General features: G+C 42.6%; 11 protein-coding genes. 10 read left to right on the top strand and 1 reads right to left on the bottom strand.

Annotated elements, in window-relative coordinates; all coding sequences use genetic code 11:
- The first annotated feature begins 4 nt into the window (after positions 1–4).
- The 10 genes from ACSFC1_RS05040 (at position 5) to ACSFC1_RS04995 (ending at position 15,473) form a co-directional block, all read left to right on the top strand.
- A complete protein-coding gene (locus ACSFC1_RS05040) occupies positions 5–1,393 on the top strand; it encodes an endo-1,4-beta-xylanase (RefSeq protein WP_435565028.1) in 1,389 nt (462 codons plus the stop codon).
- Positions 1,390–3,828, top strand: a complete 2,439-nt coding sequence (locus ACSFC1_RS05035) for an alpha-L-arabinofuranosidase C-terminal domain-containing protein (protein ID WP_435565027.1) — start codon at positions 1,390–1,392, stop codon at positions 3,826–3,828. The genes ACSFC1_RS05040 and ACSFC1_RS05035 overlap by 4 nt, the downstream gene beginning before the upstream one ends.
- An 894-nt stretch (positions 3,829–4,722) precedes the next feature.
- Positions 4,723–5,709 (top strand): ABC transporter ATP-binding protein, encoded by a 987-nt coding sequence (locus tag ACSFC1_RS05030; protein WP_435565026.1) that lies wholly within the window; start codon positions 4,723–4,725, stop codon positions 5,707–5,709.
- A 1-nt stretch (position 5,710) separates the two neighbouring features.
- Positions 5,711–7,630 (top strand): ABC transporter substrate-binding protein, encoded by a 1,920-nt coding sequence (locus ACSFC1_RS05025; RefSeq protein WP_435565025.1) that lies wholly within the window; start codon positions 5,711–5,713, stop codon positions 7,628–7,630.
- A gap of 77 nt (positions 7,631–7,707) precedes the next feature.
- Positions 7,708–8,736, top strand: a complete 1,029-nt coding sequence (locus tag ACSFC1_RS05020; RefSeq protein ID WP_435565024.1) for an ABC transporter permease — start codon at positions 7,708–7,710, stop codon at positions 8,734–8,736.
- Positions 8,737–8,772: 36 nt separating this feature from the next.
- Entirely contained in the window at positions 8,773–9,648 is an 876-nt protein-coding gene (locus ACSFC1_RS05015; protein ID WP_435565023.1) for an ABC transporter permease, read from the top strand.
- Positions 9,645–10,610 (top strand): ABC transporter ATP-binding protein, encoded by a 966-nt coding sequence (locus ACSFC1_RS05010; RefSeq protein ID WP_435565022.1) that lies wholly within the window; start codon positions 9,645–9,647, stop codon positions 10,608–10,610. The genes ACSFC1_RS05015 and ACSFC1_RS05010 overlap by 4 nt, the downstream gene beginning before the upstream one ends.
- Positions 10,611–10,866: 256 nt before the next feature.
- Positions 10,867–12,351: an alpha-N-arabinofuranosidase gene (locus tag ACSFC1_RS05005; RefSeq protein ID WP_435565021.1), complete on the top strand. Its 1,485-nt coding sequence runs from the start codon at positions 10,867–10,869 to the stop codon at positions 12,349–12,351.
- 148 nt (positions 12,352–12,499) lie between these two features.
- The gene (locus tag ACSFC1_RS05000; RefSeq protein WP_435565020.1) at positions 12,500–13,927 is read left to right on the top strand and encodes an L-fucose/L-arabinose isomerase family protein; all 1,428 of its coding nucleotides are present in this window, start codon (positions 12,500–12,502) and stop codon (positions 13,925–13,927) included.
- A gap of 25 nt (positions 13,928–13,952) precedes the next feature.
- Positions 13,953–15,473 carry an FGGY-family carbohydrate kinase gene (locus ACSFC1_RS04995; RefSeq protein ID WP_435565019.1) on the top strand — a complete coding sequence of 507 codons (1,521 nt, stop codon included), beginning with the start codon at positions 13,953–13,955 and terminating at the stop codon, positions 15,471–15,473.
- A 29-nt stretch (positions 15,474–15,502) separates the two neighbouring features.
- Here the strand turns inward: ACSFC1_RS04995 and gndA are convergent, their stop codons facing one another.
- The gene (gene gndA, locus ACSFC1_RS04990; RefSeq protein WP_435565018.1) at positions 15,503–16,909 is read right to left on the bottom strand and encodes an NADP-dependent phosphogluconate dehydrogenase; all 1,407 of its coding nucleotides are present in this window, start codon (positions 16,907–16,909) and stop codon (positions 15,503–15,505) included.
- Positions 16,910–17,269 lie beyond the last annotated feature (360 nt).

Raw genomic sequence — 17,269 nt, 5'->3', positions numbered from 1 at the left:
AGAGATGAGTCAGAAATTCATTTACTTCTTGACTATTATCTTGCTTATCCTTTCTGTTCTCGGTGGTGAAACAAAAGTGTTTGCCCAAACAATTTCTCTCAATGTGAATCTTGAGAAGTATAATGATTTAATTGAAAACAGAAAGATACCTGTGAGGATAACTATCATCAATGAATCTGGCAAACCTCTCAGCGGCGTGAGCGTCAAATGTACACAGCTTTCTCACGAATTTTATTTTGGAAATGCACCCGAGTACTTGTTGTTTGCTTACGCACCGTACAGTTACAGAAGGGGCAATAGATTTGGAACAAGACCACTTAATGAAAGTCAGTTAGAAGAATATAAAAGACTCTACATTGAGCTGTTCAATTATGCGACTGTACCGGCTTTCTACTGGGCGGATTACGAACCGGTAATTGATTTCATACCACTAATTGAGGCAACAAATAAGATTGTACAATGGTTAAATGAGAATAAAATCCCCGTAAAAGGACATACACTAGTATGGGGAAATCCACCGGGTGTCGGTGTACCAGGATGGGTGGTAGCAAAAGGGGCAGTTGGAGAATGGGAAGATGTTCTTAATCTCCTGTATAAGAGAATAAGCCGCGAAGTGAACCAGTTCAAAGGCAAGATACAGATGTGGGATGTTGTGAATGAGCCTGTCGTTCAAAGGTGGTTTGATAACCTTCCAGAAGATTACATTGGCAAGGCTTACCGGTTGGTAAAAGAAATTGATCCAGCTGCAGAGTTGGTTTTGAACGAGTTTGGGGTTCTGATGAATGATGAAACGCGTCACAAGTTCATCGATCTGGCTCGCAGACTGATTGAAGAGAATGTTCCAGTCGACGTAATAGGTGTCGAAGCACATATCTTCGACGCAAGAGATCTGAAAGCCCAACTGGCGAACCTTGAGGGGATTTACAAAGCTCTTGACGAGATTGCAGCTCTTGGAAAACCCATTCACATTACTGAGTTTCAGATTCCTCTTACAGCGGTTTTGGAAGCCTTCAGTGTGGATCTTGAGACAGCTGAAAAACTTCAAGCGGAGATTGCAAAGATCTTTTACACAGTCTTTTTCAGCCATCCTGCTGTTGAGGCGATTGTGTATTGGAATTTCTACCGAGCTTGGCAACAAGGTAGCGGTTTCTTGAGAGATGATCTCACAGTAAAGCCAATCTACTTTGTTCTCAAAGATTTGGTTCATCGACAGTGGAAAACATCTGTGAACCTACGGACAGATGATCAAGGTGAGGTGAATTTTAAGGGATTTGCCGGAATATATCAAGTAATGGTAAAACATCATGGTCAAGAGACGCTGTTCACCATTACGGCTTGCAGGAAAAAGGCGAATGATTTTGCTATTGTCTTCAATGAAGGTGATGATAGATGAACAGACCGTTTCTCATAACGATTTCTTTGATAGTTTTATGCTTATCCAAACACATTGCTGCCGAAAATATCTACAAACTGACTATAGATTTGAGCCGAAAGTTGCACAGTGTTCCCCCAACACTCTTTGGTATTTTTCTCGAAGACATAAACCACACCATAGACGGAGGGTTATACGCCCAGTTAGTGAGAAACGGTTCATTCGAGCATACGAATTCCTTGGAAGGTTGGTCTGTGGATAAAAGCAGTGGTGTGCAGATAGGTGTAGAACAGGTAGATCCACTGAACCAGAACAACAAAAATTACTTGAGAGCTTGTCTGGAGAAACCACAGCACGTTGTGAGAATAGTTAACAAAGGTTATGATGGTATCTATCTGGAAAGAAACAAAGAATATCTTTTCTCGATTTGTGCCAAAGCGAAGCAACAACAAGCACAACTAAACGTTTCCATACAAGACTCGACTGGTCAATCATATTTTACTAAGGCATTGACGATAGCTTCAGCAGACTGGCAAAAACACCAATTTACCATACAGACTTCTGATAATATCTCAAACGGGGCAGTGGTTTTGACAATTCACGGACCAGCCGATGTTGCCTTGGATATGATTTCCTTGATTCCCAATGATTCCTTCATGGGCGTGATGAGAAATGATCTTGTCAAAATGCTGTCAGATCTGCAACCAGGATTTGTTCGATTCCCAGGAGGATGCTTGGTTGAAGGCTACAGCTTAGAAAACGCGTACAGATGGAAAGACACAATCGGATCACCAGAAAACAGGAAAGCCAAGCCGAATCTCTGGGGTTATCATCAGTCATACGGAATAGGATTCGACGAATACTTCTCACTGAGTAGATCTCTGGGAGCAGAACCAGTACCGATATTTAATGCAGGCATTTCGTGTCAAGTGAGAGGTGCGCAGATCGCCTCGCTGGATCAAATGGATTGTTGGATTCAAGACGCAATCGATTTGATAGAGTATGCCAATGGTGATTCAAAAACAACTTGGGGAGCGAAAAGAATTGAAAATGGTTTGATCGATCCAGTAAATTTGAAATACGTTGGAATTGGTAACGAGAATTGGGGTAGTGATTATCGAGAACATTTCAAATTGTTCCAAAGAAAGATCAAGGAAAGGTATCCTCAGATAAAGCTCATCTTCAGCTGTCCTCCCAACTATGAAGGACCTTCCTTTGACGAAGCTTGGCTTTGGGCAAGGAACAACGGTGTAGATATTGTAGACGAACACATCTATGCATCTTACGAATGGTTTCTTGCGAATGCCAATCGTTATGACGAATATGATAGATCTGGACCAAAGGTAATGGTGGGAGAATATGCAGTGCACACCATTGGAAAGAGGAACAATCTTCAAGCAGCTCTGGGTGAAGCTGCATTTATGACAGGTTTAGAGAGAAATAGCGATGTAGTTATCATGGCTGCGTATGCACCTTTGCTTAATCGTGTTGGATGGTCTCAGTGGATACCTGATCTAATCTGGTTCAACGGTTTGCAAGTCTATGTCACGCCGAGTTATTATGTGCAGAAACTCTTCATGAACAACCTACCAGACGTCATCTTGTTCTCAAGTCTTGAAGAGGATGAATTGGACGATAGAATAACTGGCAAGGTTGGTCTGGGAACGTGGAAAACCATTAGTGAATTTGACTATATAAGGGTCTGGGATCGCGATGGGAACGTCCTTTTGTCTGATGATTTCGACGGTAATGCAAAAAGCTGGCAGACGTATCGTGGCAATTGGAGTACGACGAACGGTTTACTCATCCAAACAAGCACCGCTCAGGACAGACGAATTTATCTGGGGCAAGCAGATCGCTCAGATTACACAATCGAAGTAAGAGCAAGAAAGAAGGAAGGATCTGAGGGGTTTCTGATCCTCTTTGGTGTGAAGGACAACAACAACTACTACTGGTGGAATGTTGGCGGCTTTCAAAATACTTCTTCGGTGATTGAGAAAGCACTGAATGGTAATCGAATGCTCATCTGTTCAACGGTCCCAAGAACAGTAATCTCAGGTGAGTGGTACACACTCAAAGTTGAAGTGAGTGGCAAGAGAATCAAATGCTATTTGAACGGTGAACTGGTGCACGATGTGATCGATGAGGCAAATTACAGAGGTTTGTATTACTCAGCTGGTTATGATTTTGAATCAGAAGAAATAGTTCTCAAAGTTGTCAACCCACGGCCTGAAGGCAAGAAAGTGATTGTTGATATTCTAAACGCAGAGTTGGTACATCAAGTGAAAACCACAATATTGACGGCAGAAAGTGTGGATTTGGAGAATTCCTTCACCAATCCATTGAGAGTCTGCCCAGTTGAAGAGAAGCAGTCAATTCAAGATAACCGATTCGAATTTTTCTTCGAAAGGAATTCCTTTACTATCCTGAGAATAAAAAGCAATTCGGTTGAATGATTTCGTGCAGACAGTGATCTATTGGCAAAAGCCTTCCGACAGGGTTACACATTTTACAGAAGATGAAAGGAACACTTCATGAATGGTTCAAATGATTAGCGCAAAGGAATCATTTCCACGTTGCAACCACACTCAACCTGAAAGATGCAAGAAACAATGATATAAAATGAAATATCCGGTGGTTTGATCCACACAATTTATTATGATTTGCTCGGAATAATCCTCAAAAGCGAGAAGAATAAACTCTTACACTCGAGCGTGAGACACTGAATCAGTTAAGAAGTTCTCAGTGTGGCTCTTGTGTGCCCTTCCAAAAGTTTGCATTTGCTTTTCACGCAATCCAGTCATAAACAGATTCTTGAAACTGTCTTCAAGGATTATACTCAAAAGTCTGAAGCATTCTACTCATTTGATGCCCAGAACTATTTCTGTAAGGGCGGAGAACTGTAGAGGTGGGAGTAGAAAAACATGCATGTCCTTGTTGGTATTTGCAAGATGAGGAACAGCGTTGGTGACCAAGCAGTAGTGTTAACAAGAATCCATCACGAAAGCGATAGAAGAGAAAGAGCACTCAGTGCGGTTCAATCTGCAAAACAGCGAGTATACATCTTTGGATCAGCTATTGTTAACTCAATATGAAACAACGAGAAAAATGAAGAAACACAAAGAAAAAAAGATGAAAGGTACTATCAACGGTAGTTCAATGTACTTATATATCTGTAATAACAGTCTTTTGGTTCTTATCAAAGTTGTTGTATAATCCGCTGATGAGTTATGATATTACTGCAGGTGTATATGTACATACATATAATGATCTTTGTGACACTGTGTTTTTTAGAATCATTTTCTGATAATCCTTGTCATTGAATCTTACAGCTTTGGGGGTATAACAAGGTGAAAAACGTTCTGCTGCGTTTCGAAAAAGTACACAAAAGCTTTCGTGTAGGGCATTTCTTTTCAAGAAATGTGATACATGCTGTGTGTGACGCGAACTTTGAGATAGAAGACAGACCCGCTGTCTTCACTCTTGTAGGTGAAAGTGGTAGTGGGAAAACGACGATTGCAAATCTCTTGCTGAGGACTATTAATCCGACAAGCGGTACCATCTGGTTGATGAACAAGAACATAAAAGATTTTCGAAAGGCAGATTTGATAAAGTTAATTCAGCCTATTTTCCAAGATCCTTTTGAGACGTTCAATCCATTGAAAAAAGTAGAAGCGTACTTCCATTTGATGTTAAGAAAAACATCGGTTTCAAAGAGAAAGACCAATGATTATTACGTACTCGAAAGAGTTCTCAATGAAGTCGGTCTGGCAATTGAAGACATAAAAGGTAGGTACCCACACGAGTTGTCAGGTGGACAATTACAAAGGTTGTCGATAGCCAGATCACTACTGGTAAATCCCAAAATCCTCGTCGCTGACGAACCTGTTTCAATGTTGGATGCGTCTTTGCGAATATCTATGTTGAACCTCTTCAGGAAATTGCGCGATGAGAAGGTACTCCATATTTTTTACATAACTCACGACCTTGCAACCGCGTACTACATAAGTGACCACATAGCAGTTATTCTCAAGGGAAACATTGTTGAGACAGGACCAGCAGACAAAGTTTTGATTTGTCCATTGCATCCTTATACACAGCTGTTGAAAGAATCTGTGCCGAAGATCACAGAAGACAAGAAACAGAGAACTCACAAACGAGAAATCTGGAAAAACACAGAATCTGTACCAGGACACTCAGAGTACCTATGCAAGTTTGTCTACAGATGCCCTCACAGAAGAGATGTATGTGAAAAGGAAGCCCCACCTAAATGCACCGTAGATGGTGTCATTGTTAGGTGTTGGCTTTATCATAACCCTTCCGAGGGAGGTGTATAGCATGTCTTTAAGGCATGGTAAGTGGCTTGTTTTAATGGTCCTGGTAGTAGTGGGGATAACGGGTTTTGCAGCAGAAGTCCTTCCGGGTGTACCTCGTGATGAGGTCATCATTATCGAAGATCCATCAGGTCGTTCGCTGAATCCCACCAGATTCAACCTTTGGGGAGGTGGTGTATCGAGTTGGTCTACGGGTATTCAGCAGTTGTGCTTGGGAGCTCTCTGGTATATAGACCCAGATGCGGGAATAGAAGGAGATACCTGGATCAATTTGTTGGCGGCAGATGCTCCCATATATAACAGCAACAATACGGAAATGACCGTGAAGTTGAGAAAAGGAATCTATTGGAGCGATGGGACACCATTCACTGCAGATGATTTGGTCTTTACCGTTGAAACATTGAAGAACCACCCAGAGATGACTTGGGGTGCGTACATGCAGGTGAATGTAAAGGAAGTCAACAAAATCGATGATTACACAGTAGTCTTCAAACTCGTGAAGCCCAACGGGAGATTTCACACTGTTTTCACTGTAAGATGGTCTGCGTGTTACATTATGCCAAAACACATTTTTGAAAAGATTCAAGACCCTGTTGCTTTCGATTTCTATCCTCCTGTTGGAACTGGACCATATGTGCTGAAATCATATGATCCGAATGGTTACTGGTTCTTGTGGGAACTCAGACAAGACTGGGAAAGGTCAGATCTGGGCGTAGCATTTGGTAAAAAACCAGGTCCGAAATATGTTTTGTACAAGGGAGTAGCTTCCCCAGAGAAAAAAGTCATGGACCAGATGGCTCATGAACTTGATATAATTCATGATTTGCCACCTGAGGGAGCAATAACTCTTTCTCAGAACAACCCATACTGTGTTACTTGGTTTGATGGTTGGCCATGGGCGCATCCAGACCCAACACTACCATCCTTGATCATGAACCATGAACAATTCCCGTACAACTTGAAAGAAGTTCGCTGGGCTTTGACGCTATCCATCGATATCGTTCAAGTCGTACTGCAGTCTTACAGTGGATGTGCAACTATATCACCCATTCATGTTCCACCAACAGGAAAAGATCCAGAATGGTATTTTGACAAGGTGGAACAATGGTTGAAGGAATTTACAATAAAGGTTGGTTCTGAGACCTTCAAACCATATGATCCAACTATACCTTCCAAAATCGCTGATGCTGTGAAGTATGCCTATGGTTACAAAGTTCCTGAGGATTTCGATCAAATAAAGAAGATGGTCGGCTATGGTTGGTGGAAGTATTCACCTGATGTAGCTGAAAAACTTTTGAAGAGCGTAGGATTCAAGAAAGAAAGAGGAAAGTGGCTGTTACCTGACGGCAAACCTTGGAAGATATCCATCTTGTGTGAAGCTTCGACCAGATCGGTCATGACAAGAGCAGCAGCCGCTGTTGCCGAACAGTGGAGAAAGTTTGGAATAGATGCCCAGATAGAAGCTGTAGAAGCATCTATGTTGTGGACAAGAATGAACTACGGAGAAGACAAGGACACGGTCTACTGGGCTTGGTGCATCGAAACATGGGGTGGACATCCTGATTTGTTCTGGTTCCTTGAATCCTGGCACTCTGACTATTACAGACCAACTGGACAGACTGTCGTAGCAAAGAATCCCATGAGGTACAAGAGCGAAAAGATCGATAAAATCATCGATGCTCTGAGAGCAACAGATTTCTTCAAAGACACAGAGAAGATGATCGATCTTGGTTTGGAATACGTAAAAACCTGTGTTGAGGACATGCCTATAATCCCGATGTTCTCGTACAACGTGTTCACAGTTTGTGATGGATACTACTGGACGGGTTATCCTACGTCGGACGATCCTTATACAAATCCTGTTCCTAACTGGGGTAACACAAGGTTTATGTTCATAAAACTGCAACCAACAGGTAGGAAGTAACTGTGATGCTCTTTTAGCTGTCGTTTGATAAGGTAGTGCTTTTTCTCGATTTTTCGCAGTTCACGGGAGGAATTCGTGTGAAGGATTTTGTGAGATTTCTTACTAAGTATCTGATAACGAGATTGTTGATCAGTCTACTTGTGATCTTCATAGGTGTTTCGATTATTTTCTTGATACCCAGACTCGTTCCAGGTGCAAATCCAGCAGAGATGGCGATTAGACGACTGCAGATGTCGGGGGCGTACCTGCCTGCAGAAAGTATTGAGAAAATGAGGCAAGCTTTGCTGAAATTGTACGGACTGGAAGGGTCACTTCTCAGACAGTATATTAACTTTTGGAGAGAATTGTTGAAGGGTAACCTTGGACCATCATTTGCATCGTTTCCCACTCCTGTTATAACACTTATATCTCGATCCCTCCCGTGGACTGTTGGATTGCTTGCTTTAACGGCACTGTTATCGTGGATCGTTGGAACAATTCTTGGAGGAATTGCCGGCTACAGAAACAAAGGAATGTGGGTAAGAGTTGTTGAGATCATTTCGAATGCAGTGCGACCTGTCCCATACTATATTCTTGCTCTGCTTTTGTTGATACTGTTTGCCTACGTGTTACACTGGTTCCCAACCGGTGGTGCATACCAAATAGGATTGACCCCAACTTTGAGTTGGGGTTTCATCAGAAGTGTTGTGAAATATGGTTTTCTTCCAGCGATTTCACTAATAATAGTTGGTGTAGGTGCATGGTTCCTAAACATGCGTAATTTGGTATCGAACGTAACAGGTGAGTACTTTGTAAATTTCGCGCGTCAGATGAAACTAAAGGATTCAATAATACTCAGGAGTTATGTTATAAGGTTGGCAATGCCTGCACAACTAACTGGGCTCGGCTTGCAGCTTGGATTCATCTTCAACGGCACGATAATAACCGAAATAGTCTTCAATTATCCAGGATTAGGTACTTTGATCTATACGGCTATAATGCAGTCCGATTACAACCTGGTCATGGGGACCACCGTATTTTCCATTGTGGCTGTCGCAGTTGCAACTTTGCTTGTGGATCTCATGTTGCCCTTTATTGATCCCAGAATTCAATATGTGTCTGGTTAACGATAACTGGTTTCGGCAGGAAGGAGAATCGAGAGGATGAAAACTCTTGCCAACACCGTGAGGAAACTTTTCAGAACCGATATGCGATTCAGATTTGGTCTGATTGTTCTTGGACTTTTACTTCTTTTTGTCGTCCTGTCCTTTTTTTCACCTTATGATCCACGTTCAAGTTATTATGCACCTATCAGTCGTCCACCATCGCTGAAACATATATTTGGAACCAATGGTAGAGGGCAGGATCTTTTTTGGTTGCTGACATTTGCACTGAAGAACTCGTTAGTATTTGGTTTAGAAGTCGCACTTCTGTCACGTATCTTAGCGATAGTCATTGGTGTCATTGCGGGGTACAAAGGTGGTGCCATAATCGATAATGTCTTGATGCTTTTTTGTGATACTTTTGTTGTTCTCCCCATTTTCCCAATTTTGGTTTTTCTACGCCTCATTGCACGTAGTATGAGTTTTTCTACCTTAGCTATTGTCTTGGCATCGTTCGGCTGGCCGTGGGATGCAAGACTTATCAGAGCTCAAGTTCTCAGTTTGAGAGAGCAAAAGTACACTTTGACTGCAGTATTCTCTGGTAGAGGCATTCTTGGTTTGATCTTTTCAGAATATTTTCCACATCTACTGCCTATAATTCTTGCCACAACAATCAACAACATGCTCTGGTCTTTGGGTTTGGAAATAACTTTATCAATTTTAGGGTTAGCACCCTTAGATATTCCGACCATGGGAACGGTGACCTACTGGGCTATACAACAGCAAGCGATGGTTACCGGTGCATGGTGGTGGATATTTTTTCCAATACTTTTCATTGTCCTCCTCTTTACTTCTTTATATTTGCTCTTCACCAGCATAACGTCTTTCATCAACCCAAGATTGAGAAACGTTGGCGCAGGGGAGGTCAGTAGATGATTCTCGTACAGATTGACGGCCTAAAGGCATATTACACTGTTGAACAAGATGGACAGTTCAGGAATATTAGAGCTGTGGATGATGTGTCTCTGGAGATAGAAGAAAACGATTTCCTGGCTATAGTTGGCGAGTCCGGATGCGGTAAGAGCACCTTGGCAAAAGTACTTTATGGTGCTTTGGATCCAGCACTGAAGATTGTTGATGGGAATGTGCGCCTTGCATTTGGTGACTACAAGTATGAGATATCTCCCAAGGGGAATACTTTACCAGAAGCTTGGTGGGAAAGGATTTCTTATATTCCTCAAGGATCACTCAGTGCATTGAACCCTGTGAGAAAGATTGACCAGATCTTTCGTGACTTGTTATTATCACATAATTTGCCTTTTGATATCAAGAGTATAGAAGAGCATTTGAATTTGCTCAATCTATCGAGGCAAGTCTTGAAAATGTATCCCTTTGAACTGTCTGGAGGTATGAAACAAAGAGTTGTGATCGCGTTGGCAACCTTTTTGAATCCTAAGATAATAATCGCAGATGAGCCAACATCCGCTCTTGATGTTGTTACTCAGAATGATATCCTCGAACTTCTTAGTTTACTCCATAATTCAAAGAAGATCTGTTTTGTTTTCATCACTCATGACATCTCTTTGATACCGAATTTGGCAAATATGATGGTTGTGATGTATTGTGGAAACTTTGTTGAATCTGGTACGGTGGATGAATTGTTTTCCAATCCGTTGCATCCGTACACCAGATTTCTACTGTCTTCGATTCCAAAGATAGGTGACAAAACTGAGAAAAAACCGATACCCGGTTCGATTGTTAGTTTGATCAATCCACCGTCTGGTTGCAAATTTCATTCAAGATGCCCGTACAAGAGCGATCTTTGTGGAAATTCCAAACCTCCTATGATTAAAGTTGGCTCCAATAAGCATGAAGTAGCTTGTTGGTTGTACCGATAGATTTCGTTTTTGTGATTATGAGTAGGTATTACTACGAGCGAGTATTCAAAAACCATAGATCAAATCAAGTCAAGTACTTTTTGAGAAAGAACGTTGCACAAATCGTTATTTTGATTACTCTATAAGTAGGTTTCTTCATTAAAGTGGCAGTTATGGAAGAATTAAACATAGAAATGAACTCAGCGCTGACAGTTTAAGCTTGTTCATTTAATCTTTTTAAGAACAAGCCCAAGTGGAAGTTGAGGAGGGAAGGAGAATGGACGGTTATGTAAAGGTATGGAAAGCAAAAGCTGGAAGAATTGACGAGAAAATCTATGGACATTTCATCGAACATTTGGGTAGATGTATCTATGGAGGCATCTATGAAAGAAACTCACCATTGTCAGACCAAAGAGGCTTCAGAAAAGACGTTCTTGCCGCTGTAAAGAAGATCAGATGTCCAATCCTCAGATGGCCAGGTGGAAACTTTGCCTCAGCTTATCATTGGGAAGATGGCATTGGTCCTGTAGAGAAAAGACCGAAATTACTCAACTACATTTGGGGAGGTATTGAAACAAATGAATTTGGAACTGACGAATTCGTTCAATACTGTAAAGATATAGGAACCGAACCATATCTTGCAGTGAGTCTGGGAACAGGTACGCTCGATGAAGCCATTCATTGGTTGGAGTACTGTAACCTTGACACTCCGACCAAATACGCATCTCTCAGAAAACAATTTGGTCATGATCAACCTTACAAGGTCAAGTACTGGGGCATTGGGAATGAGGTGTATGGACCTTGGCAAGTTGGTCACTGCAGTGCGAGTGAATATGCAGAAAAACTCAGACAGTTTGCCCAGTTCATGAAGGCTGTTGACCCATCGATAAAGATCATTGCTGTCGGCGCAGACAACCCTGAATGGGATATGACAGTTCTCAAGCATGCAGGTGCACTCATAGATTACATATCGATTCACCAGTACCATGGTTCGGAAGATCACTACGAGACTATCTCAGCTGCATACTACGTGCAGGAACGACTGAAGTTGCTCGAGAGTGAGATCAAACATCTCAAGCTCGATCACGTGAAGATAGCGTTGGATGAATGGAATGTATGGTATCAAGTCGTTCCGGAAAAGGAGGCAAGTGAAAAGGGTATCGTTCTATTGGAAGAGCCATACACCTTGAAAGACGCACTCTTTGCCGCTGGCATTTTCTTCACTCTGCACAGGATGTCTGAAACAGTACAGATGGCAAATCTGGCACAGATGGTCAACGCATTGGGAATGATTAAGACAAACAAAGAAGGATTGGTCTTGACACCACTATATCATGTTTTTGACATCTTTGTAAACCACACTGGTAGGACACGCCTCGGTATGGACATCAACTCGGACACCTACTCCATAAAGGCTAAGAGCTTTTTTGAAGGCAGATTATCTTTCCAACTCAACGATGTTCCGTACATAGATGGGTCGGCAACTTACGACAACAGCCGAGGTCTTATTTGTTTAGCATTAGCTAATTACTATAAGGACAAAGATGCTGAAGTGGAGGTCGATCTATCGGAGTTTGAGTTTTCAAAAGAGATCGATATTGTTGAACTAAATGCAGACGACGTTCTTGCGGGGAACGACTTTGACAATCCAAATCGTGTTCAGCCAGTGGTCAAGAGGATGTCGGTACCTGGTCCTGTGTCAAGTGTGAAATTACCAGCGCATTCTTTAATTGTTATGAAGATTCCCGTTGAAGAGATCTAATTGGTTGTCCCAAGCTGAACTTCAAACTGCTTGAAAAATTCACAATTATTGAAAGACTCCGAACCGAAAGAACTTTGCATAAATTTGGCTCAGAAGGTGTAGGATTTTAGAGAGAAGCTTATAGACAAAGAGAGGAGGAAAACAAGCGATGAATGCCGACAAGATGGTGATCGGTTTGATTGTAGGCAACAGGGGTTTTTTCCCTGGCTCCCTGGTAGAAGAAGGGCGTAAACGTGTTCTCTCTGTCTTTGAACAAATGGGAATTGAGGTAGTAACACTGTCTACACAGGACACAAAGTATGGAGCAGTTGAAAACCTTGAAGATGCGGAAAAGTGTGCTCGTCTCTTTAAGGAGCACGAAGACAAAATCGATGGTATTGTTGTCACTCTGCCGAACTTTGGCGATGAACGTTCAGCCGCAACTGCGATAAGACTTTCTGGCTTAGATGTGCCAGTTTTGGTTCACGCTTTTTCAGATGATCTGAATAAACTTGGGATTGAAAGCAGAAGAGATTCGTTCTGCGGGAAGATATCTCTTTGCAACAACCTTGTGCAGTACGGTATATTGTTCTCGGATACCACAGAACACGTTGAAGATCCAGAGAGTAATGAATTCAAAGAGGATATACAACGCTTCTTGACTGTCTGCAGAATAGTAAAGGGTCTTAAGAATGTCAAAATCGGAGCTATTGGCGCAAGACCAGCAGCTTTTAACACCGTGCGCTTTAGTGAGAAGATTTTGGAAAAGTATGGAATAACAGTTGAAACGATCGATCTTTCAGAAATAATCGCTCGTGCACGCAGCTTTGATTCAAAGTCATCTGAAGTATCCCAAGAACTTGAGAAGCTCAAGGACACCTTCAAACCACGTGGCATTCCATCTGATGCCCTTGACAGAATGGCTCGTCTGGCTGCTGCAGTCAGAGGATGGATGAAAGAAAACAAAATCAACGCAATGGCATTTCAGTGTTGGACAGCATTGGAAGCTATCTATGGCATCGTACCGTGTGCCGTGATGAGTCTTTTCTCTGAATCGCTCATACCCAGTGCGTGTGAGATGGATGTCATGGGTGCGTTGTCTATGTATGTTCTGCAGCTTGCATCCAACAGCCCATCTGCTCTTATGGACTGGAACAATAATTACGGCAACGATCCAGAAAAGGCTATCATGTTCCACTGCAGCAACTTTCCAAAATCCTTCTTCAAGAGTTGTCAAATGTCCTATCAAGCTATCATCGCCGGCACCGTTGGAAAGGAGAACGCCTATGGCACATGTACCGGGAAGATCGCAGCGGGTCCAGCAACATTCTTAAGGCTTTCCTCTTTCGACAACGAAGGTACCATCGCCGGTGTGATAGCAGAAGGTGAATTCACAAATGACAATCTAAAGACCTTCGGAGGTTATGGTGTGGCTCATATACCACAGCTAAGATCTTTGCTCAGAATCATAACTCAGTACGGTTTTGAGCATCATGTTGCTGTTAGCAAGAGTTTGGTGAAGGACGCAATAATTGAGGCTCTTGAAAAATACAAAGGCTGGGAGATCTTCACAGTGAGTTCCTGTAGTTGTCACTGATTGAAGATCAAGGGAGGCATAAACGATGTATCTGATAGGCAGTGATATTGGTACTCAGGGAACGAAAACTGTGATGGTCGATGAATTTGGCAATGTCATTGGGGAAGCTTCAGTGGAATACGATGTCATCAAACCCAAACCTAATTGGGCTGAACAGTGGCCCGATGTCTGGGTTAAAGCAGTTTTTGAAACCACGAGGCAGATAATTGATAAATCTAAAGTCGACAGGAAGAAGATCGCTGGCATGGCAATCAGTGGATTGTTCGGCGGCGCTGGCATTCCTGTTGACAGAAATGTACAGCCCTTATACCCTTGTCTGATCTGGATGGATCGCCGCGCGGTGGAGGAAACAGAATGGGTTAAGAAAAACATTCCTAAAGAAGAGATCTTTCAGATAACTGGGAATTATGTCGATTCATACTTTGGTTTTCCAAAGATGATGTGGATAAGAAACAATGAACCTGAGATCTGGAAAAAGATCTACAAATTCCTCACTCCAAAAGACTACGTGATCTACCAAATGACCGGACAGCTTGCCATAGACTACTCCTCAGCTGGGAATATCGGAGGTTTGTTCGATATTCGCAAACTCAATTGGTCCGATCACATGTGTAAAGTGCTCGGTATCCCAATTGATTATCTACCTGAGAAAATTGTGAAATCTTCAGAAGTAGTAGGAAGAATCACAAAGCAGGCTGCCTCACTCTGTGGTTTGTTGGAAGGTACACCGATCATCGCAGGAGGCATTGATGCACCGGTTGCACAGTTTTCAGCAGGCGCACTTGAAGAGGGCGAACACGTTGCAATGGTTGGAACATCGACGTGTTGGGGTACTGTTCACGATGGGAGCAAACTTGCCTTTGGTTTGGTGAGCTACCCATATGTAGTTTACGACACAGAACGTATATACACCTTTGGTGGTTCAGCCACGACCGGAGCACTCGCAAGATGGTTCAAAGAACAGTTCGGCGAATCTGAAAATGTAGTTGCTGAGAGAATTAACACATCAGTGTATCAGCTTTTCGATAGAGAAGCAGAACAAGTAGCACCCGGAAGCGAAGGTATTGTGGTTCTTCCATACTTCATGGGCGAGAGATCACCGATCTGGGATCCGTTTGCAAAAGGTGTTGTCTTTGGGCTGAGCCTCTATCACAGCCGAGCCCACGTGTACAGGGCTTTTATGGAAGGAGCTGCCTACGCCCTCAGGCACAACATTGAAGAAGGATTGAAAGCTGGCTTGAAGCTCAACGACGAATGTTGGATCGTCGGTGGTGTAGCGAAATCAAATCTGTGGGTGAGGATCTTTGCTGATGTCACTGGCTTTAAGATGCGTCAAGTTGCGAGTTTGGTAGAAGCACCTTTTGGCGACGCGTTCTTAGCAGGTCTTGGAACCGGTGTGATAGACAAACCCGAGAGAATTAAAAGCTGGGTGAAGTACAAAGAAGCCGTTGAGCCAGACCCAGAGTCGAGAAAAATCTACGACAGGTACTACGAGATCTTCTTAGAACTGTACACAAGCACATCGTCATTGATGAAAAAGCTTTAAAGGTGAGGCAGATGCCTCACCTTTTTTATTCATTCCAATTCTTGCCACTCAACGTGGAAGGTTCCCTCTTTGTCGATCCTCTCGAAGGTATGAGCGCCAAAGAAATCTCTCTGTGCTTGTATGAGATTTGCGGGAAGATTCTCTTCTGTTAGACTGAACAGATAATCAATACAGCTGCTCAGAACAGGCATAGGCAAAGATGCTTCTCTCGCAACTGAACTGACTTTCAAGACAGAAGGAAGTTTTTCTTTGAGAAAGTTCATAGCAGTCTCGCTAGCGAGCAAGTTGACGTTTTGCGGATTTTCTTTCAGAATCCTTCGCAGAAAGTCTAAGAGTTTTGCCCTTATGATGCAGCCACCTTTCCAGATCCGCAGAACTTCTAACAGATCTATGTTGTAGTTGTAAGCGACCGATGCCTCACTGATGAGCCATAAGCCTTGCGAGAAAGAAAGAAAGACGGCAAAGAGCAATGATTTCTCAAGATCCTGCAAAAGTGATTTGTCGGCATTGACTTTGTGCTTTTCCCCGAAAATCTTTGACAACTGTTCTCTTTGCTCTTTGAAATGAGAGATGGTTCTTGCGAAGACAGCAGTACTCAAAGAGGGCGTTGGAACACCAAGATCAAGGGCTGTCTGAGCGGTCCATTTACCAGTTCCTTTCTGCTCTGCTTTATCGAGTATTAACTCAACCAAAGGTTTGTTTGTTTCTTCGTCTATTCTTCTCATAATCTTGTAGGTTATCTCAACGAGAAAAGATGAAAGCTCACCATTATTCCATCGCTCAAAGACCTGTCCGATTTCTTCGCTGTTCATCTTCAAAACTTTTCTCATCAGATCGTAGATCTCAGAGATCGCTTGCATTATCGCATATTCAATGCCGTTGTGCACCATCTTCACAAAATGCCCTGCTGATCGATTACCAACATAAGTGCAACATGGTCCATCCTCTGTTTTCGCGGCGATCTTCAAAAAGACATCTTCCACCAATTTGTAGGCTTGCAAAGTCCCGCCAGGCATTATCGACGGACCATGCAATGCGCCATACTCTCCACCAGAGACACCTGTACCAAGGTAAAGAATACCGTGCTCAGAAAGCTTATCCAATCTTCTGTTGGTATCCGCATAGTGTGAATTTCCGGCATCTATCAGTAGATCTCCTCTCTCCAGAAACGGCAAAAGCTCTTCGATCATTTCGTCGACCGGAGTACCTGCTTTAACCATGAGGATTATCTTTCTTGGCCTTTCGATAGATTGAACAAAGTGTTGAAGATCATAAGAAGGCAATATTTTCTCGGCTTTCACTCTCTCTTCGACGAACTTCTTAGTCCTCTCTGCTGTCCTGTTGTACACAGCCACACTGTAACCATTTCTCGCGATATTCAAAGCCAGATTCTGCCCCATTACGGCAAGCCCTACAACTCCAATCTGAGCCTTCATGTTCATCGCCTCCACCACTCAGTCTACGTTATATTTTACACAGATTCAGCCAGAAAGCATACCCCCTTCAGAAAATTGTGATGAATAGCTGATTTCTATTCCTGTATCATGAATCAGCGGTTGAAAGCAAGGACATCTTTCAAAGTCAATCCAAATACATTCTCTGTCTGTCAGCTTAAAACCAGTCTTAAACCTTAATGTCTGTGTGACCAGACGATTAGTATCCCAACTCAGTACAAGACCAGACTACAACACGCAGAAAATCAACTTAACAGATGCCTACAGAACTTATACAGTCAAGGCAGAGATTTGTACATGTCAAGCCAATAGTAATGCTTATGAGAGAGGAAATTCTGAATA

Origin of the sequence: Pseudothermotoga sp. U03pept (genome assembly GCF_051235805.1) — a bacterium.
Classification (GTDB): Bacteria; Thermotogota; Thermotogae; order Thermotogales; family DSM-5069; genus Pseudothermotoga_B.
This window is presented reverse-complemented; position numbering and strand designations above follow the sequence as displayed.